Source organism: Bacteroides ovatus (assembly GCF_001314995.1).
GTDB classification, from domain to species: Bacteria; Bacteroidota; Bacteroidia; order Bacteroidales; family Bacteroidaceae; genus Bacteroides; species Bacteroides ovatus.
The window spans coordinates 5,659,058-5,675,280 of the sequence record NZ_CP012938.1 but is presented as its reverse complement, the minus strand read 5'-3'; the positions used below and the strand labels follow the sequence as shown (position 1 = coordinate 5,675,280).

Here is a 16,223-nt window from a genome sequence, read left to right as displayed (position 1 = left end):
AGATTTGCCTGTCAACAACACATCAATATCCAAACTTACATTGACAAACAAACACCTGTTTTTCCGAATCACCATTAAATACTTCTTCTTCAAATCCTCCATATTTATGAATAATACTAAAACCATTCCATTCCAAATATGAATCCAACTCTTGAGGGAAAAACATTCTCATATCCAGATTTTGAATAGAATTGAATTCACCATTGATAAAATAATGCCATTCGATCCGATTAATCTGGGTTTTATTTTCATATCGCATTGTCTGCTTTATCGAGACTTCTCTTCCATCGCCAGTTGTATACGTGGCTATTTCCTGCTGCTCTTTCTCACCTTCAACTATATACCGAATATTCGGATTAAAACAATCCAACAGAAATAAGCCTCCGTCTTTGAGGTGATTTTTAACGACATGAAGTACCTTAAATAAATCTTCATTCTCATATAAATGATGGATCGAATTAAATGGAATAAAAATAAGGTCGTACTTCTTCTGTAAATCCAGAGTCCTGATATCCGCCTGAATGAAATTGATTCTTAGTCCAGCCTCGGCAGCTTTCATCTTAGCCTGATGGAGCATTGAAGCAGTGTAATCAACCCCACTTATATCATATCCATCCTTTGCAATAGGAAGAGTAAGTCTGCCAATTCCACAGCAAAGCTCAAGTATTCGGGCATCCTTGTTTTTAGGTAACCACCGCTTATAAAATTGCAAATCATCCATGCTGGTATTCATTCCATCATAAATATTTGCATCATAAATTAAATCGCCAACTTTATAATCACTATTCATTTGCCTCCTCCAATATCCATTATTTACTATTATTTCTTATACAAACAAGAATATCCCCAACGCACAATGTACCAAAAGGATATTCTATAAATAACCGGAAGTATTACCGGTCGTTCGCAAATGTAGTAAATATCTATAAGCCAGCTATGATTATCCTCTAAAACCTTTACTTTAGTGATTTTCTATTTCGATAAAGGTTCGATATATGACCTTGCTGGATATTCTACTCAAATATGAAATTCTTAATAGATAAGCTCTTATTTGAACCTCCGAACACAAAATAGACTTTCTCTTTCTTTCGTAATTTCTTTACTTCAAAACTCTGCTTCGTCCACTCCCCGTTAGTAGATTGAATAGTGCAAGAAGCCAACAGTTCCCCTTGTAAAGAACCTCTTCTCATCTCAAGAACTCCTCCCGGATTCAAAGCCTGCAGTTCGAATGTTATCTTTCCGGGTCTTTTCTTAAATGTCAAGTTATTAAACACAAGCCAATCGCTGTCCTTTATATCCGTTAGAAATTGCATCGGACGTTTGCCGACAGGACGAACCAATGTCATCCCTTCCCGGTCGTCATAACGAAAGAAGTCTATTTCCGTAAATGCATCATAATGATTGCCGCGATGCGCACTTTCCAGTTCAAAAGAGTCAAAGTCGGCATATCCGCAAGGATTTCCTTTCATTACATTATAACAACAGAGTGCATGCCGTATCCCTAGAAATCCCCAGAAATTAGAAACACCTTCAGGACCGAAACGATGATATTGGCGATTATCCAAACTATAATGAAAACGAGTAGCCCCTTCTTTCGTTGTTTCTGTGCGCAGATAAATTCTCTGAACATCTTTCAATTCAAGACTATCCACAATCATCTCTGCCGCATTCCGGTTCCCTTTTCTCATTTCAAGCCAAAAGCGGTTGTCCTTCTTTCTGACTCCAAATTGATACATCATTCTTCCCATAATCCCATTTCCGGCAAAGTCACCTTCCTTTAAACCGGACAAGTCTAATAATACCGTGCCCGTGCTATACGGTCCTGTCACCTTTTGAGTTAACGAGTTCCTCGCCCAATAAAAACCTTTGGCATGTTGAGCATATATTCTAAAATAACCCGGCCTGTCCGTCAAGCTCCACTTCTCTTTATACGGAACATGATTAAATTCCCAGACCGGAGCCAATTCCGGTTTGTCAAAAGAATCGGAATGATGAGGATAATTCATCTTATGTTTACCTTTGACTGCCGGTTTCCGATAAGTAACCACTCCTTTCCCCGGTCTGCCTTCCGGTCCGACAACCGGCCATTCATTCTCCCATTTCATAGGATATAACATAAGACACCTCCCCATATAATCGCGATCTTGAAAAGTGTATGCCCAGGATTCTCCTTCAGCCGTTTCTATATACCCACCCTGATGAACACCTGCACCGGCATAATTAATATCATCATCTATCAGAACTTTCGTTTCATAAGGTCCATAAAGGTTTCGTGAACGGCTTATCATCTGCACCCCATCATACCCCAACGCCGGATTAAAGACATAATACCATCCGTTTCTTTTATAAGTGTGACATCCCTCAAACAAATGGCCGTAACCTTCGGGAGCTGTTATAATGAGCGTTCCTTTATCTTGAGGGTCGAGCACTCCCGTAGCATCATCTTTCAACCGCGTCAGATAGATTTTCCCTTTTCCGTGAGTGACATACTTTTTACCGTCATCATCAATAAAAAAGCCGGGATCATACAACCGCTTTTCAAACTTATGCATCGTATAAGGACCTTCCGGCCTCGTACTCTTAAACATGACGAAGCCATCATCCGCAATATTGACTCCTATATAATAAATGCCTTCATCATATCTGATGGTAGGGGCCCAGCACAAACGGCTATAAGCCGTTTTCTCATTTTCCATCCGATATTGAGGCTGGAAAGTGATACTGTCATAGGCATGACCGATAATTTGCCAATTAATCAAATCTTTCGAATGACAGACCGGAATTCCCGGCATTGCCACGAAGGACGAACTAACCATGTAATAATCCTCCCCTACACGGATAATATCCGGATCAGGATAATCGGCATTAATCACCGGATTGGTATAGGTTCCGTCACCATTATCGGAGGATAACAGGACATATCTCTGAACAGGTGCACAAGCTTGCAGGAACGTCAATATGCACCCCAGAATCAAAAGATAAGGTAAACACTTAAAAGAACAAGTCGAATGATACATCATAGTATTCGCATTTTAATCAATGAATAAACGCCCGGATGAGCTTAATTAACAATGCAATATTAAGCATTTCCTCCATCCTGCCAGAGTAATAATCAGTACAAAAGGAGGACAATCATACATACCCTTTCAAACAAACATTTCAGTATCTTTCTATTTACATTATAAAGTTCACGTTCTATTCAGCTAAAATGTTTTATCTTTGAACAGGTCTATGGATTTATCGGCTCCAAATAAGCCTTGCATAGGAAATCCTCCTTTTCTACCGGATATTCCCCACAAAAATAATGAAAAGCACGTACTATTGCAGTCTCAAATCTAAAAACCAAAAGAACTAGAAAATGAAAAAGCAATGGATCATTGCCTGTCTTATCGGAATTCAAGGGGTAAATGTACAGGCACAACAACCCAGCAAGTATCCCTATCAGGACACGAAATTAACTGCGGAACAACGGGCGGACGATTTACTTCAACGCCTCACATTAGAAGAAAAAGTGGCGTTGATGCAAAACAACTCACCGGCTATTCCCCGGCTTGGCATTAAGCCGTATGAATGGTGGAACGAAGCTCTTCATGGCGTTGCCCGCGCCGGACTGGCTACTGTCTTTCCACAAGCCATAGGTATGGCCGCTTCTTTCAACGACGAACTATTATACGAAGTCTTTGATGCCGTATCTGACGAAGCACGCGCCAAGAACCGCCAATTCAATGAAAAAGGACAATATAAACGTTATCAGGGACTGACCATGTGGACTCCCAACGTCAATATCTTCCGCGACCCCCGCTGGGGACGAGGACAGGAAACATACGGCGAAGACCCTTATTTAAGCGGACGTATGGGAATGGCGGCAGTCAGAGGTCTGCAAGGACCGGAAGATGCCGAATATGACAAACTTCATGCCTGCGCCAAACACTTTGCCGTACACTCGGGTCCCGAATGGAACCGTCACAGCTTCAACGCAGAAAACATTGCACCCAGAGACTTATGGGAAACCTACCTTCCTGCTTTCAAGGAACTGGTACAAAAAGCAGGAGTTAAAGAAGTGATGTGCGCTTACAACCGTTTCGAAGGCGATCCCTGCTGCGGCAGCAACCGTCTGTTAACCCAAATTCTCCGCAACGACTGGGGATTCAAAGGAATCGTAGTCACCGACTGCGGAGCAATCGGAGACTTTTTCCAACGCAAGAAACATGAAACGCATCCCGATGCCGCCCATGCCTCTGCCGACGCTGTTTTAAGCGGAACAGATCTCGAATGTGGCGGTAACTTCAAAAGCATCACCGATGCTGTGAAAAAAGGCCTGATTTCGGAAGAGAAAATCAATACATCAGTCAAAAGACTACTGAAAGCCCGCTTTGAACTGGGAGAAATGAATTCGACTCATCCCTGGAGTAACATTCCATTTTCTGTTATCGACTGTCCCAAACACAAAGAACTGGCACTGAAAATGGCACACGAAAGTCTGGTATTACTCCAAAACAATAACAACATCCTTCCATTAAACCGTCAGATGAAAGTCGCAGTCATCGGCCCCAACGCCAACGACTCGGTAATGCAATGGGGTAACTACAACGGCTTCCCTTCACATACCGTTACTCTACTGGAAGGAATACGCGCCAAACTACCTGACGCACAAATCATCTACGAACCTGTATGCGGATATACAAACGACACCACCCTGCACAGCCTATTCAATCAGTGCAGCATCGACGGAGAAGCCGGATTCAACGCCACCTACTGGAATAACCGCGAATATAAAGGCAAGATTGCCGCAACCGACCGTCTGACCACTCCTTTCCATTTCAGTGCAGAAGGTTCTACCGTATTTGCTCCCGGTGTAGGATTGAAAAACTTCACCGCCATCTATCGTTCCACTTTCCGCCCAACAGATTCCGGTGCCGCCACTTTCCGCGTGATGACTAACGGAGGAGTTACTTTATTCCTCAACGGCAAGCAAATAGCAGAAGCCACCAACATCAAGAATCATACCAATCTGTATTCTTTCAACTACGAAGCAGGAAAGAGTTACGACATCGAGTTGCGTTTTATTCAGGTTAAAGATAACCCTACACTGAACTTCGACTTGGCAAAACAAACTCCAATGGATGCCCGTGAAATCCTGAACAAGTTGCAAAGCGCAGATGTAGTTATCTTTGCCGGAGGTATCTCCCCCCTATTGGAAGGAGAATCCATGCGGGTATCCGACCCCGGATTCAAAGGCGGCGACCGTACAGAAATCGAATTGCCCGCCATCCAGCGCGAAGTTCTTGCTCTTCTAAAGAAGAATGGAAAGAAAACAGTATTCGTCAACTTCTCCGGTTCGGCAATGGCCATCGTGCCTGAAACGCAGAATTGCGATGCTATCCTGCAAGCATGGTATCCCGGACAGGCAGGTGGAACAGCCGTTGCCGATGTTCTTTTCGGAGATTACAATCCTGCCGGACGTCTGCCTATCACTTTCTATAAAAGCATGCAACAATTACCGGATTATGAAGATTATTCGATGAAGGGACGTACCTACCGTTTCATGACGGAAACACCTCTTTATCCATTCGGCTACGGTTTAAGTTATACCCGTTTCTCTTATGGGAAAGCGACCCTGAACCAATCGAAGCTGACCAAAGGCGAAAAAGCAATTCTTACTATCCCGGTAAGTAACGTCGGGCAGAGAGACGGTGAAGAAGTGGTTCAAGTGTACATCTGCCGTCCTGACGACAAAGAAGGTCCGCAAAAAACTCTTCGTGGTTTCCAACGGGTTAGCATTGCTAAAGGTAAGACACAGAACGTCCAGATAGAGCTTCCGTACGATTCTTTCGAATGGTTTGATGCAGCGACCAATACCATACGTCCTTTAAACGGAACATATAAGATACTTTACGGAAACAGTTCAAATGAAAAAGACTTGCAAACGTGCAGTATTCAGATTCAATAGGCAATGCTATTACATACAATTTGAGGCCGGGTTAATGAACTTAGGCTACATTGAGAATTTATAAAAAAATGGTTTTTATTGTCAGGCCAAGAGTTATGGCTTCATAAAGTGATTGTTTTCAAGCTATTACCCACTGACAATAGAAGCTGACAATAGGCTGACAATAAAGATTTTCGTCTTTTATTGTCAGCCTATTATTGTTTAAAACTGCACTATGCAGCTATTATCCCTTACTTACCAAGCCTGCATTATTCCGCAAAGACACCGTTATTGTTCAACTAAGGTGCCGTTATCGTTCTGCTAAAGTATCGATCTTGTTAGTTCTTCACGGCCGTGACGAGATCTTTCCACGGCTGTGGTAGTATCTCACCACGGCCGTGAGAAGAAGCTACCACGGCCGTGGGAAGGTAAAGATAGCGGCACCTTTGCCCAACTATACCGGCACACTAATCAAACTATACAGGTATACTTACTCAACTATACAGACATACTTACTCAACTGTACAGGCATACGAATGCAACTATATCAGAACCTTAAAACAACAATTCCAAGATGTCAGCATAACTATACAATAAAAAAACAGGCTGACAATAGAACTCTTAATTCTTATTGTCAGCCTATTGTCAGCTTCTATTGTCAACATATATTATACTGTAATTCACTTCTTTAACTTCCGTTCTGACAGATTGACAATAAAAACAGTATAAAAACGAGTAGTACAGTTAGTTCTTGGTCAGCAACCGTTTCTCTGAAATCGTTCCCAGATCTTTTCCGTTAATGGTGATATCCGTTGTATTTTCGATCTGTATCATAGATTGGTCAGGAGTGTCAATTTCAACATTCTCGATGTTGAGCTTTGCCACTTGATTCACTACAATACCCTCTTTAGCACCAGTAACCACCATATTCTTGATGGAAATATTCTCAATCGGCATTTCGGGAAGTCCGTTCAGATACGCCGCCCGTCCTGCTCCCCTGCAAAACACATCCGAGATATAGATGTTCCTAAAAGCAGGAGTCTCTTCACTCACACTCGGAATCGGTTCACCGGGAGCACTTTTGGCCGCATAATATAAATCGGCAATCAAAGCATCATTAGGAATATCAATCATATTTATATTATTGATGTAAATATTCTCCACGACGCCACCACGTCCACGGGCACTTTTAAACCGCAACCCGACATCCGTACCGATAAAAGAACATTCGGACACATATACATTCTTCACTCCTCCGGACATCTCACTACCAATTACGAATCCGCCATGACCATGCAAAACGGTATTGTTTCTCACAATCACATTCTCACAAGGTTCACCTCTGCGACGGCCATCTTCGTCTTTACCAGACTTCAGGCAGATTGCATCATCTCCCGCATCAAAGAAACAGTTGGCAATCAGCACATTCTTGCATGATTCCACATCGAGCGCGTCTCCGTTCTGCGAATACCAGGGATTGAACACCTTTACATCATTCAATATCAAAGATTCGCACGAAAGCGGATGAAGACACCAGCTCGGAGAGTTTTTGAAAGTCACGCCTTCCAGAAGCACCTTTTTACTCTTCACAATACTTAGCAGTACAGGACGCAGCCAACTTTTCATCTCCTCCCATTCTTCACTCGTGATTTCAGCCTGTTGATTCCCCTGGCCAGACATGAGAACGGATGCTTTCAATGCCCCTTCATTAGGATACCACACCTTGCCGTTCTCATCCACATTACCACCGGAGTTCACCAGATTCTTCCACTGTCTGTCCGTCATTTTATCCTTCTTCACAGGACGCCATCTGTCTCCCGCTCCATCAAAAACGCCATAACCGGTAATAGCTATGTTTTCTGCATTCATTGCCGAGATAGGCGACTGGCAGCGCCGTGTATCCAGTCCTTCAAATGAAGTCGTAATAATCGGATACAACGAGGTGTCACCGCTAAACACAATCAAAGCATTCTTTTCTGCATGCAAATTGACGTTACTTTGCAAAACAATGGGGCCTGTGAGCCACAAACCTTCCGGAATGATTACTTTACCCCCTCCTTTGTCGTGCACTACTTTGATAGCCTTATTAATAGCCTCCGTGTTCAGCGTCACCCCATCGCTTTTTGCTCCGAAATCACAGATATTTACCTGATAATCGGGAAAAACGGGACGCTCTATGGCGGGCATGGAGAAAGGAAGGTCTGCATACATTGCCTTCAAATCTGTCTCCACATCCACCTGCTTGGCAGTACCCTGACAAGCACAAAATAGTCCTATGATGACCGATACCAAGCCAGTCATTCGATTCAATCTATTCATCGTATCTTTTTACCTAAACATTTTATTATTTGAACCAAGCCACATCGGTATAGCCATCCCAACTCATGATGGTTTCACGTGTACCGAAGTATTGATCGTATTGTTCCTTACTAAGTTGCAGCACTGTATTGCGCACCGTTGCCGGAATAGATTGATAAATATCAGAACCCGATTCAGTCTTGCAGTTGTAAAGTTTGCAGCCGGTGGCAACAGTAGGTACAGCCGGTGTCAGCGGTTTATTCTCTCCTACAAAGTTAGGACCGTACACATCGGCAAACGTACAGTTTAAGAAGGTCAGATTGTCCGGCTCAAACTGATAAATCAAAGTAGAGTTAGTAACGCCTTCGCCTACCGTGAAACGGCTGTTCAAGAATACATAACCCAAGTAACCCGCACTGACACGCGCTTGCATTACAGCACGTGTACCGCTAGGTGCATGGATCTGACAATCTTCAAACAGTACCACCTTACCCGACCCCCAGATGAAATCGGTAGCTCCGGCTATGAAACAATCTTTGAACCAGTTGTAACCTCCACCGGGAAGCAAAGTATCCTGGAAACTCAAGACACGGCAATTGATAAAAGCAGCCGATTTGTTGTTAATATAAAGTGCCTCGGCCTGACCATTCTTGCCTAGTGTCCAGCCATACGCATTCTCTATCGTCACATTTTCAAAGCGGATTTTATCACTGTTACCATCGAGTATCACCACCGAACGACCTCCGGAAGAGGGCACAATAGTGCCGGTAGGGGCAAACTGATCGATATTGGTTCCGCCGCCTATACCACCGTTAATATCATTGCTGTTATCATATTGAATATTGACAGCCGTATTATCACTAGCATTTCCTTTTACTGTGATGTTGCTTTGATCGCGCAAGTAGATAATCTCCTGATAGATACCGTCATCCATCCGGAATGTCTTAGCAGCATTCAAATCGACATGTGTGGCACAGAAGTCAATAGCACCTTGCAAAGTATAGAAGTCAGCATTGGGGTCGGTGTGACTAATTTTCACCTCATAGTTCGGTCCGGTCAATGCTGGTGCCGGCTTCGTCTTGAACGTCCATGCACGGCCATATACTCCCTTGAAGTCTGTTTGTTTCACTGCTGCCTGTTCGATGGTTACATAATATTCGGTGTCGGGTTGTAAGCGCTGTTGATGAGGCTTGATAATGAAGCTCTTACCTTCCACCCGTGCCGGATAATAATTGACGATACGACGACTAACGGAAGAACCGGTAGGCGTAACGCCGATAATATCCATCCACGTATTCAGTTGGGTCTGACCGTTTACGATAGACTGTCTGCGTTCTGCCATATTGATTTCATCTACCTGTTTATGGTCGCTCATACGATAGATGCGGATACAACCACTCGTACCAAGTTCGGGTGCAGTGCCTTCAAAGGCGATTTTCAGTTCGGTATCTGCTAGTGCTTGCTGCGTGCCGTCGGCAGGTGTGAAGGCATATCCTGATACAGGAGTCTTGTCACCTTCGGCCGTTCCGTCCTCACTGCTTCCGTCTTCCCAGGGAGCTGATGAGTTTCCGCCTTCCACATTTTCAAGACGTCCCATTTCTACAAAGCCGCTGTCGTCTATGTAGAGTGCGAATGTGTAGCTATAACCTTTGTGGAATTGCGGCAAAGCAATGTCCAAATTAGTAAATATCCACTCTTTCTCTCTATCGTCCAATACGAAAGACACTTTATAGCTGTCTGTCAATGCCGATGGAAGAATGATAGCTTCGTAGAATCCTGTTGTAGCATTGTGATAAGGGTTGATTGTAGCAACAGAGCTTTCGTCAACCGTCAGTACATCTGTTTGTATATTGAATGAAGCGGCAGTTTGCATCCCCTCAATCCGTACATCACTTACTTCCAACGGTTCTTTTTCCATATTCACAAACTTCAGAATCACTTTTGCCAGACGATGGGTAAAGTTTAATGAGATATGGGGTTCGTTCTCCGGAGAGTAGGTGTATTCTTCTTTCGTGGCAGCATATAGTAAGTCGCACGCCGTACTTCCTCTTTCTTGAGCGGCCAGTTGCACGGGATAATTAAAATTACGTACATCGGCATTATACGGATAGTATGCCACAAACTTCACCGGTGTTCCATCATTTTGCACTTTCAGCGGTGTAGTGGAAGTGAAAGAAACCGACGCACCCTCTTCCGAGCAGACATAAGGTACATTCGCTGCTTCTGTGACAGGTTCAAGAGTCTTCATATCCAATACGTATGTTCCGATCTTATCTCCGTCATTCCATGACGATCCGTCTTGGGTGACACGGGTTGAGAAACCTGTGAGGTCTACACCGAAGGTAACCTCTCCCGCAGTAGTAGGTTGTTTTGTACCTGAATCTTGCTCATCATCCGAACAAGAGAGGCAAAACAAACCACCTAACAAGGGATATAATAATGAATGAAATAATTTCATAACTGTAATGTTTAATCAGTATTACAAGAGTAATTCAATGGTTATTTTACATTCTTATACCAACGCGGGTCACCTACTTGAGCATCAATTCTCAGTTTGAAGTTGCCGTTTCCTGCATCTTCAAACAGTTCGGTAACTGTTTTGGACGTATCTATCCAGGCATTAGGAAAAGTATTGGTATCAATTGCTTTTCCATGTACATTCAATACAGGCATCTGTCCGGCTTCGGTAGCTGCCGCTGCATAGTTACCGGAGAATTCCCGTACATCCATTTTATAGCCTATGTTAGGGTTACTTGTAACGAAGCAGGCCGAAATATTATTCTTATAATAGAGATTACCATTCGCATATCGGCTTTCAAATGGAGTCTTTGCCATATCTGCCAATGTGCAATTTTCGACAGTGATAACTACACTATTGGCATCTTTCACGTAAATAACGCGTTCTGTCATTTTATAAAGTGTAGAGTTAGTGATAGTGATTGCTTTAGAACCATAATAGTTGAAGACATTTTGCATATTGGCAAACAGACAATCATCGATCACTACAGCAGAAAGTAAGTTTTGTGCCCCGTTATCTCCGGTTGACCAGTCACAAACAGTCTTCATGTTACTAAAGTTACACTTCTTGAAATCTACCACAGCATCAGTAGCGAGTTGGGCAGTTTCATTGTTAGTCAGCAGAGCGGTTGAGTTATCACCTGTAATATCTAAGTTATTCAATGCTATCTTTTGAAGACTGGTATATTGTATCTGTTTCAGATTCATCTTCACTTGTTTTTCTGTATCACCAATCAGTAACAACTCTGTTACAGCTTCGGGCACTACCATTGCATCGCTAAAGGTATAACCTTCTGCATTGGCAGCAAATACTAACGCAACTTTACCGGAAGCACCGGACAATATTGTCGACAGGTTTGTTTCTGCATTAATCGCTTTTTGAGCATAATCAGCAGGAATTGCTTCATTCTCTGAAACTTTATCACCGTCGCCATCCTCGCTGCCACCATCACCCCAAGGTGTGTTGCTGCCGGAACCACCGCCTATTTCTCCGCTAGTCTCTTTTCCTACATTGATATTGAAGGTATACTCATAGCCTGCAACAAACTTATCTATCTTGCTGCCTTCAGGCACTGTGTACTGATACTTACCACCGTCTGCCATGATAGTGAGCGACATTTTATTTATCAACTCTTCAGCAGGCAACATGATACCAATAAAAGATTTATCTCCTGTTTTCTGCAGGGAAATAGACTTCTGCGTATCCATGTTAGTCAATTTCCCGTCTATCAGGCTGAAAGTAGCTGTGGTATTCATCCCCCCTACCGTTATACTTGTCACATTCGACACGTTTTCATTCGTAATCTTAACACGTAGAAGCACTAACTTATGATGGAAAGTGAATGCCAATCCACCTGCCAACAATGATTCCGTTGACTGGTTGGCAGCCTTTGCCCACATTAAATCGTGGGCAGAGATACCGTCAGACTGATCGCTTACATCTACTTTATAAAGTGCTGCTGTGGCATCAATAACATCTGCAGATGTAGTATGCGGATAATAGGCTACGAAATTCGTAGGCATATCATAGATTGCTATTCCGGGATCGGACGAGAAGTTCGCCGTAAGCCCCTCGCCAATCGTCGTATATTTCACGTTAAGGGCATCGTTCAACACATTCTTATCTTCCGTATCGAACATATATATACCAATAGCATCACCGTTCTCCCATTCACTGGTTTCGCTATTCAATCGTGTAGTGAAACGGTCGTTGCCCGAACTGATAGTGCGAAGCATTCTTTGACCATCGCCATCAGTAAGAGAATTTTCATTAACTTCACTACAAGCTACTGCCAACGTTCCGGCAACCGCTAAGAAAAATAAATGTTTCAGATTCATAATATTATATTTTAATTTATTCTTAATCATGTAAGTTCATATTCTCAATTTAAATTTAAGGCAACCAACGAGTATCACCGGCACGGTTGCTTACAATCGGAGAAGAGGTATCCTTAATCGTCAAGTCTCCATTAGCCGGATCGGCAAACAGTTCGGCTGCCGTAATTTTCAAATCGGTCGCATTCATATTCTTACCTCCCAATGTATAGTCTGCGGTGGTATAGTTATTAGAGAATGTAGTAGTAGTGTTAGCACCGATAGCAAACAAGTCACCGCAAGGGGATGCCAACAAGATACCTTCCATTACCAATTTAGAACCTACGGCAGATTCAATGTTAATCAGACGTTGATTACGGCTGTAGTTGTAAATAGTTACATTCTTATATTCCAGGTCGATAGGTTTATCCATATAAGGAGCATAGAAAAGGTTACCCCAGCCATAACCATTGGTTCCATCATTGTCGTTGCTAAATGTACAGTTGCGGAAGATTGCACGGTCTACCTGGTCATAAGAAACTCCGTTATCTTTGTCGAAAGACTGAAGATTAAATGCACCATAAGCACTTGTTTGCCATCCACAACCTTCGAAACGGCATCCTTCCATTTCCAGATTCATAATGTACTTGGCATTAGCGGACTGATGGCGCCAGAAACCTCGGCGAAGACTTATGAAGTCGCAATTTACAAAGCTGACATTCTCTATTGTGTATGCCTTGCTGGTATTCATAAAGTAGTTATTGTTTGCTTCATGACGGAATTCAATATTATCAAACTCCAGACTGGAGAGGTAAGAACCCTCTGCAATACTCCAACTACCTTCCAAAACAACAATAGGTTTAACTCCATCACGACTACCGGCCAAACGGAAGCCTTTCATCAAAGCGAACGGAGTGACGCGGTAAGAAGAACCTGCAGGCAAATAGTATTCTGTACCTTCGGGCACTTCAGGATCGACATCGTTGTTCAGCAACATCGCAGATAAATCGTCATCCAAGCCTACCGGTATGGACATAGCCGACGGGCCTGCCGTACGGAACGTTACCTGATTATAAGGTTTGTCATATTTACGCGGTTTACTGGTATCATACAGGTTGACAGCATACAGTGTATTCTTCGTTAAACCATCCACCTCGGCAAATCCCTGCATCATTTCTTCAATGGTCAGATAGCGGCTAATACCAGGCAGTGTCGTATTCATCATAGGGATAATGCTTATACTATCCACCGGATTCTGTTTATTGTCTTTCTTCCAGCGAATGATAGCCGATGATTCCGTAATTTCGGTTTTGGAAACATCTTCCACCAGTTGGGCATATTCCGGACGAGCTTCAGTAGAGGCACTGGTGTATTTCCATTGCGAGTTGTTGGTAGCGTTGGCAGCATTACTGCGTACACGAATATAGAAAGTAGTTCCGTAAGGAATATCATCGATAAACACATAAGGATCAGTGGTTTCTATCTCCATAAACAAGCTGGTATAATATTGATCCTGATGTAGTTGTACCGTATAAGAGATAGCATCGTTCACTTTATACCATACCAATGTCACAGAGTTTGCTTTCACCTCCGGTTTCTCCAATACAAACCGGGGCTGGAACAGGTCGTCCACTTTCGTATATTTATCATCTGCCTCGCAGCCTATGAACAGGGTGCCGCAAAGGAGTGCGGGCAGCATAGCCGTTGCAAGTTTTCGTAATAACTTTATCATAACGTTTGTCTTTTTACTGATTAGTATCCATAATAGTTCCGAATCAATCCGCGATGGTCTGTTATAACCTTTGCAGGATAAGGACACAGGTATCTCACAGGATCGGTAGGTTTCACTAATTGATCGTTGTTCTTGTTGATAAATCCACGGAAACTCCATGAAATAGCATCCAACGTTTCATAAAGCTGTGTTTCTTTGTTCAACACTCTCCATCCCAACGCATACTCCAATACTGTGTAACCGGCAGGGCGACCTACACCGGGACCATATTCGTCAATACCTACAATGTCTAATACCTTTCTATCAGAATGTTCAGGGTCCGTCACTTGCTTGTAATAGATATTAGACGGTACTTTCTCAATGCCTGGTACGTAAGCTCCGTTAGCTACCAATCCCCAATTAGTCATCTCGTTATAAAGATTGTAGATAACTTCACCATATTTATTCCAACGCGCAAGATCGTATTTACGAATACCTTCACCACCAAACTCCCATTTACGCTCATCCATGACTGCTTGGAAGAAATCTGCTTCATTAGTCAGGCTCTCTACATAACTTTCTACTTTATCCGTCCATTGAGCCGCATCGAAAGCACGGCGGCGAACACGCTTCAGTGCTTCTTTGGCATCGTCACGCGGTCCGTAAAGTTCATTGACTGCTTCAGCATACATCAGCAAAACATCTGCAAAACGCATACGTACACTGTTGATACCTGTATTAGAACCACTGGAAGCACCCAGCGGAGACTGCATATAGAGTTTGGACCATTTACCAACACCCATACCAGTCACTCCCATATCAATCTCCTGATTCAGGTCTTTATCATATTTATAAGGTACACAAGTCATATCACGACGCAAATCATCCTTATCAAACGAATAAACATACGTACCGCAGAAAGTTACATAGTTGCGGGCGCTGCCATAAGAGTGCTTACCTTCTGCAATAGTAACACCGATATTATAGCCATAACGACTGGTGACACTTTTCAGCATCGGAACAGCGAACATGACATCATCGTTGTTGGCAGTCTTCCAGTTACATTCATTTACCCACAAGTTTTCAAAACTTTGAGTCAAGTCGTGTTTGCTTTCTTTGATTACCTTCCCCAGATAAGTGATGGCAATCTCATAATAATGTTCAAAGTTATCACCTCGTTCCATGTAACCTACGTGAGTCACATCTTCTTTGTCGGCACGAAGAGTCCAACCACCCCGATAGAGAGCCAACTGTCCGATAAGCGACTGGCAATATTCGCGTGAAGCACGTTCTACGCCATAATCCAAATCGACTGCATATTTCATCATCGGTTCTACAGCTATCAAGTCATCAATCAGATATTCCAGAATGACATTGCGGTCGGTAGTACCCAGGCTGAAGAAGTCATCGGTCGCTTCCGTTGGTTTGATAATAAACACTACATCTCCCCATGTACGGATCAAGTCCAGATAGAGCATGGCACGAAGAGTTTTCACTTCTCCATACATCTGTTGTGTTTCGGAAGGAGTATCACCTGTTACTTTATCGGAAAACAATGGTGACTCCTGCACAGCCTGCAAAAAGTCGTTGGCATAATTGATAGCATAATAGATATTGTTCCAAGTAGCGTTCAATACCGACCAGGTGGGACGGGAATCAAAGCAGCCTATATCCGAGCCATTGGTACTGACAGTGTTGTTCTTGAACGAACTCATTTCCACATCGGTATTCGTATTCAAACCGCTGGCAAGGTTACTTCCGTACAATCCGTCTTCCGTCATGGAAGAGTAGATACGGGTCATCAACGCTTTCATCTCCGATTCGCTGGAAAATATGTACTCGGGAGTAAAGCCGGAGGCGGGCTGCACATCAAGAAAATCATCGCAAGACGTCAAAGTGAACATAGTTCCGGCAATGAGTGAGTATATTAGTTTCTTATTCATTGTTCTTTCA

The 16,223-nt window shown here is 43.1% G+C and carries 8 protein-coding genes; 1 reads left to right on the top strand and 7 read right to left on the bottom strand.

The genetic code is table 11. From position 1 onward, the window contains the following. Positions 1-22: 22 nt before the first annotated feature. Entirely contained in the window at positions 23-790 is a 768-nt protein-coding gene (locus Bovatus_RS21440) for a class I SAM-dependent methyltransferase (protein ID WP_004301534.1), read from the bottom strand. A 223-nt stretch (positions 791-1,013) separates the two neighbouring features. After that, complete coding sequence (locus Bovatus_RS21435) at positions 1,014-3,020, bottom strand: family 43 glycosylhydrolase (RefSeq protein WP_004320962.1); 2,007 nt, start codon at positions 3,018-3,020, stop codon at positions 1,014-1,016. A gap of 338 nt (positions 3,021-3,358) precedes the next feature. On the opposite strand from Bovatus_RS21435, the gene xyl3A reads away from it, so the two are divergent. Then, entirely contained in the window at positions 3,359-5,950 is a 2,592-nt protein-coding gene (gene xyl3A / locus Bovatus_RS21430; protein ID WP_004301531.1) for a xylan 1,4-beta-xylosidase, read from the top strand. Between the two features lie 723 nt (positions 5,951-6,673). Here xyl3A and Bovatus_RS21425 read toward each other — a convergent pair. The 5 genes from Bovatus_RS21425 to Bovatus_RS21405 are packed head-to-tail and all read right to left on the bottom strand — an operon-like array spanning position 6,674 to position 16,213. Then, a complete protein-coding gene (locus tag Bovatus_RS21425; RefSeq protein ID WP_004320963.1) occupies positions 6,674-8,248 on the bottom strand; it encodes a glycoside hydrolase family 28 protein in 1,575 nt (524 codons plus the stop codon). A 25-nt stretch (positions 8,249-8,273) separates the two neighbouring features. Continuing rightward, positions 8,274-10,685 carry a pectinesterase family protein gene (locus tag Bovatus_RS21420; protein WP_004301529.1) on the bottom strand — a complete coding sequence of 804 codons (2,412 nt, stop codon included), beginning with the start codon at positions 10,683-10,685 and terminating at the stop codon, positions 8,274-8,276. 41 nt (positions 10,686-10,726) lie between these two features. After that, positions 10,727-12,583, bottom strand: a complete 1,857-nt coding sequence (locus Bovatus_RS21415) for a fimbrillin family protein (protein WP_004320964.1) — start codon at positions 12,581-12,583, stop codon at positions 10,727-10,729. A 55-nt stretch (positions 12,584-12,638) separates the two neighbouring features. Then, positions 12,639-14,291, bottom strand: a complete 1,653-nt coding sequence (locus Bovatus_RS21410; protein WP_004301527.1) for a DUF5123 domain-containing protein — start codon at positions 14,289-14,291, stop codon at positions 12,639-12,641. A gap of 20 nt (positions 14,292-14,311) precedes the next feature. Then, positions 14,312-16,213, bottom strand: a complete 1,902-nt coding sequence (locus Bovatus_RS21405) for a RagB/SusD family nutrient uptake outer membrane protein (protein WP_004301526.1) — start codon at positions 16,211-16,213, stop codon at positions 14,312-14,314. Between the last annotated feature and the right edge of the window lie 10 nt (positions 16,214-16,223).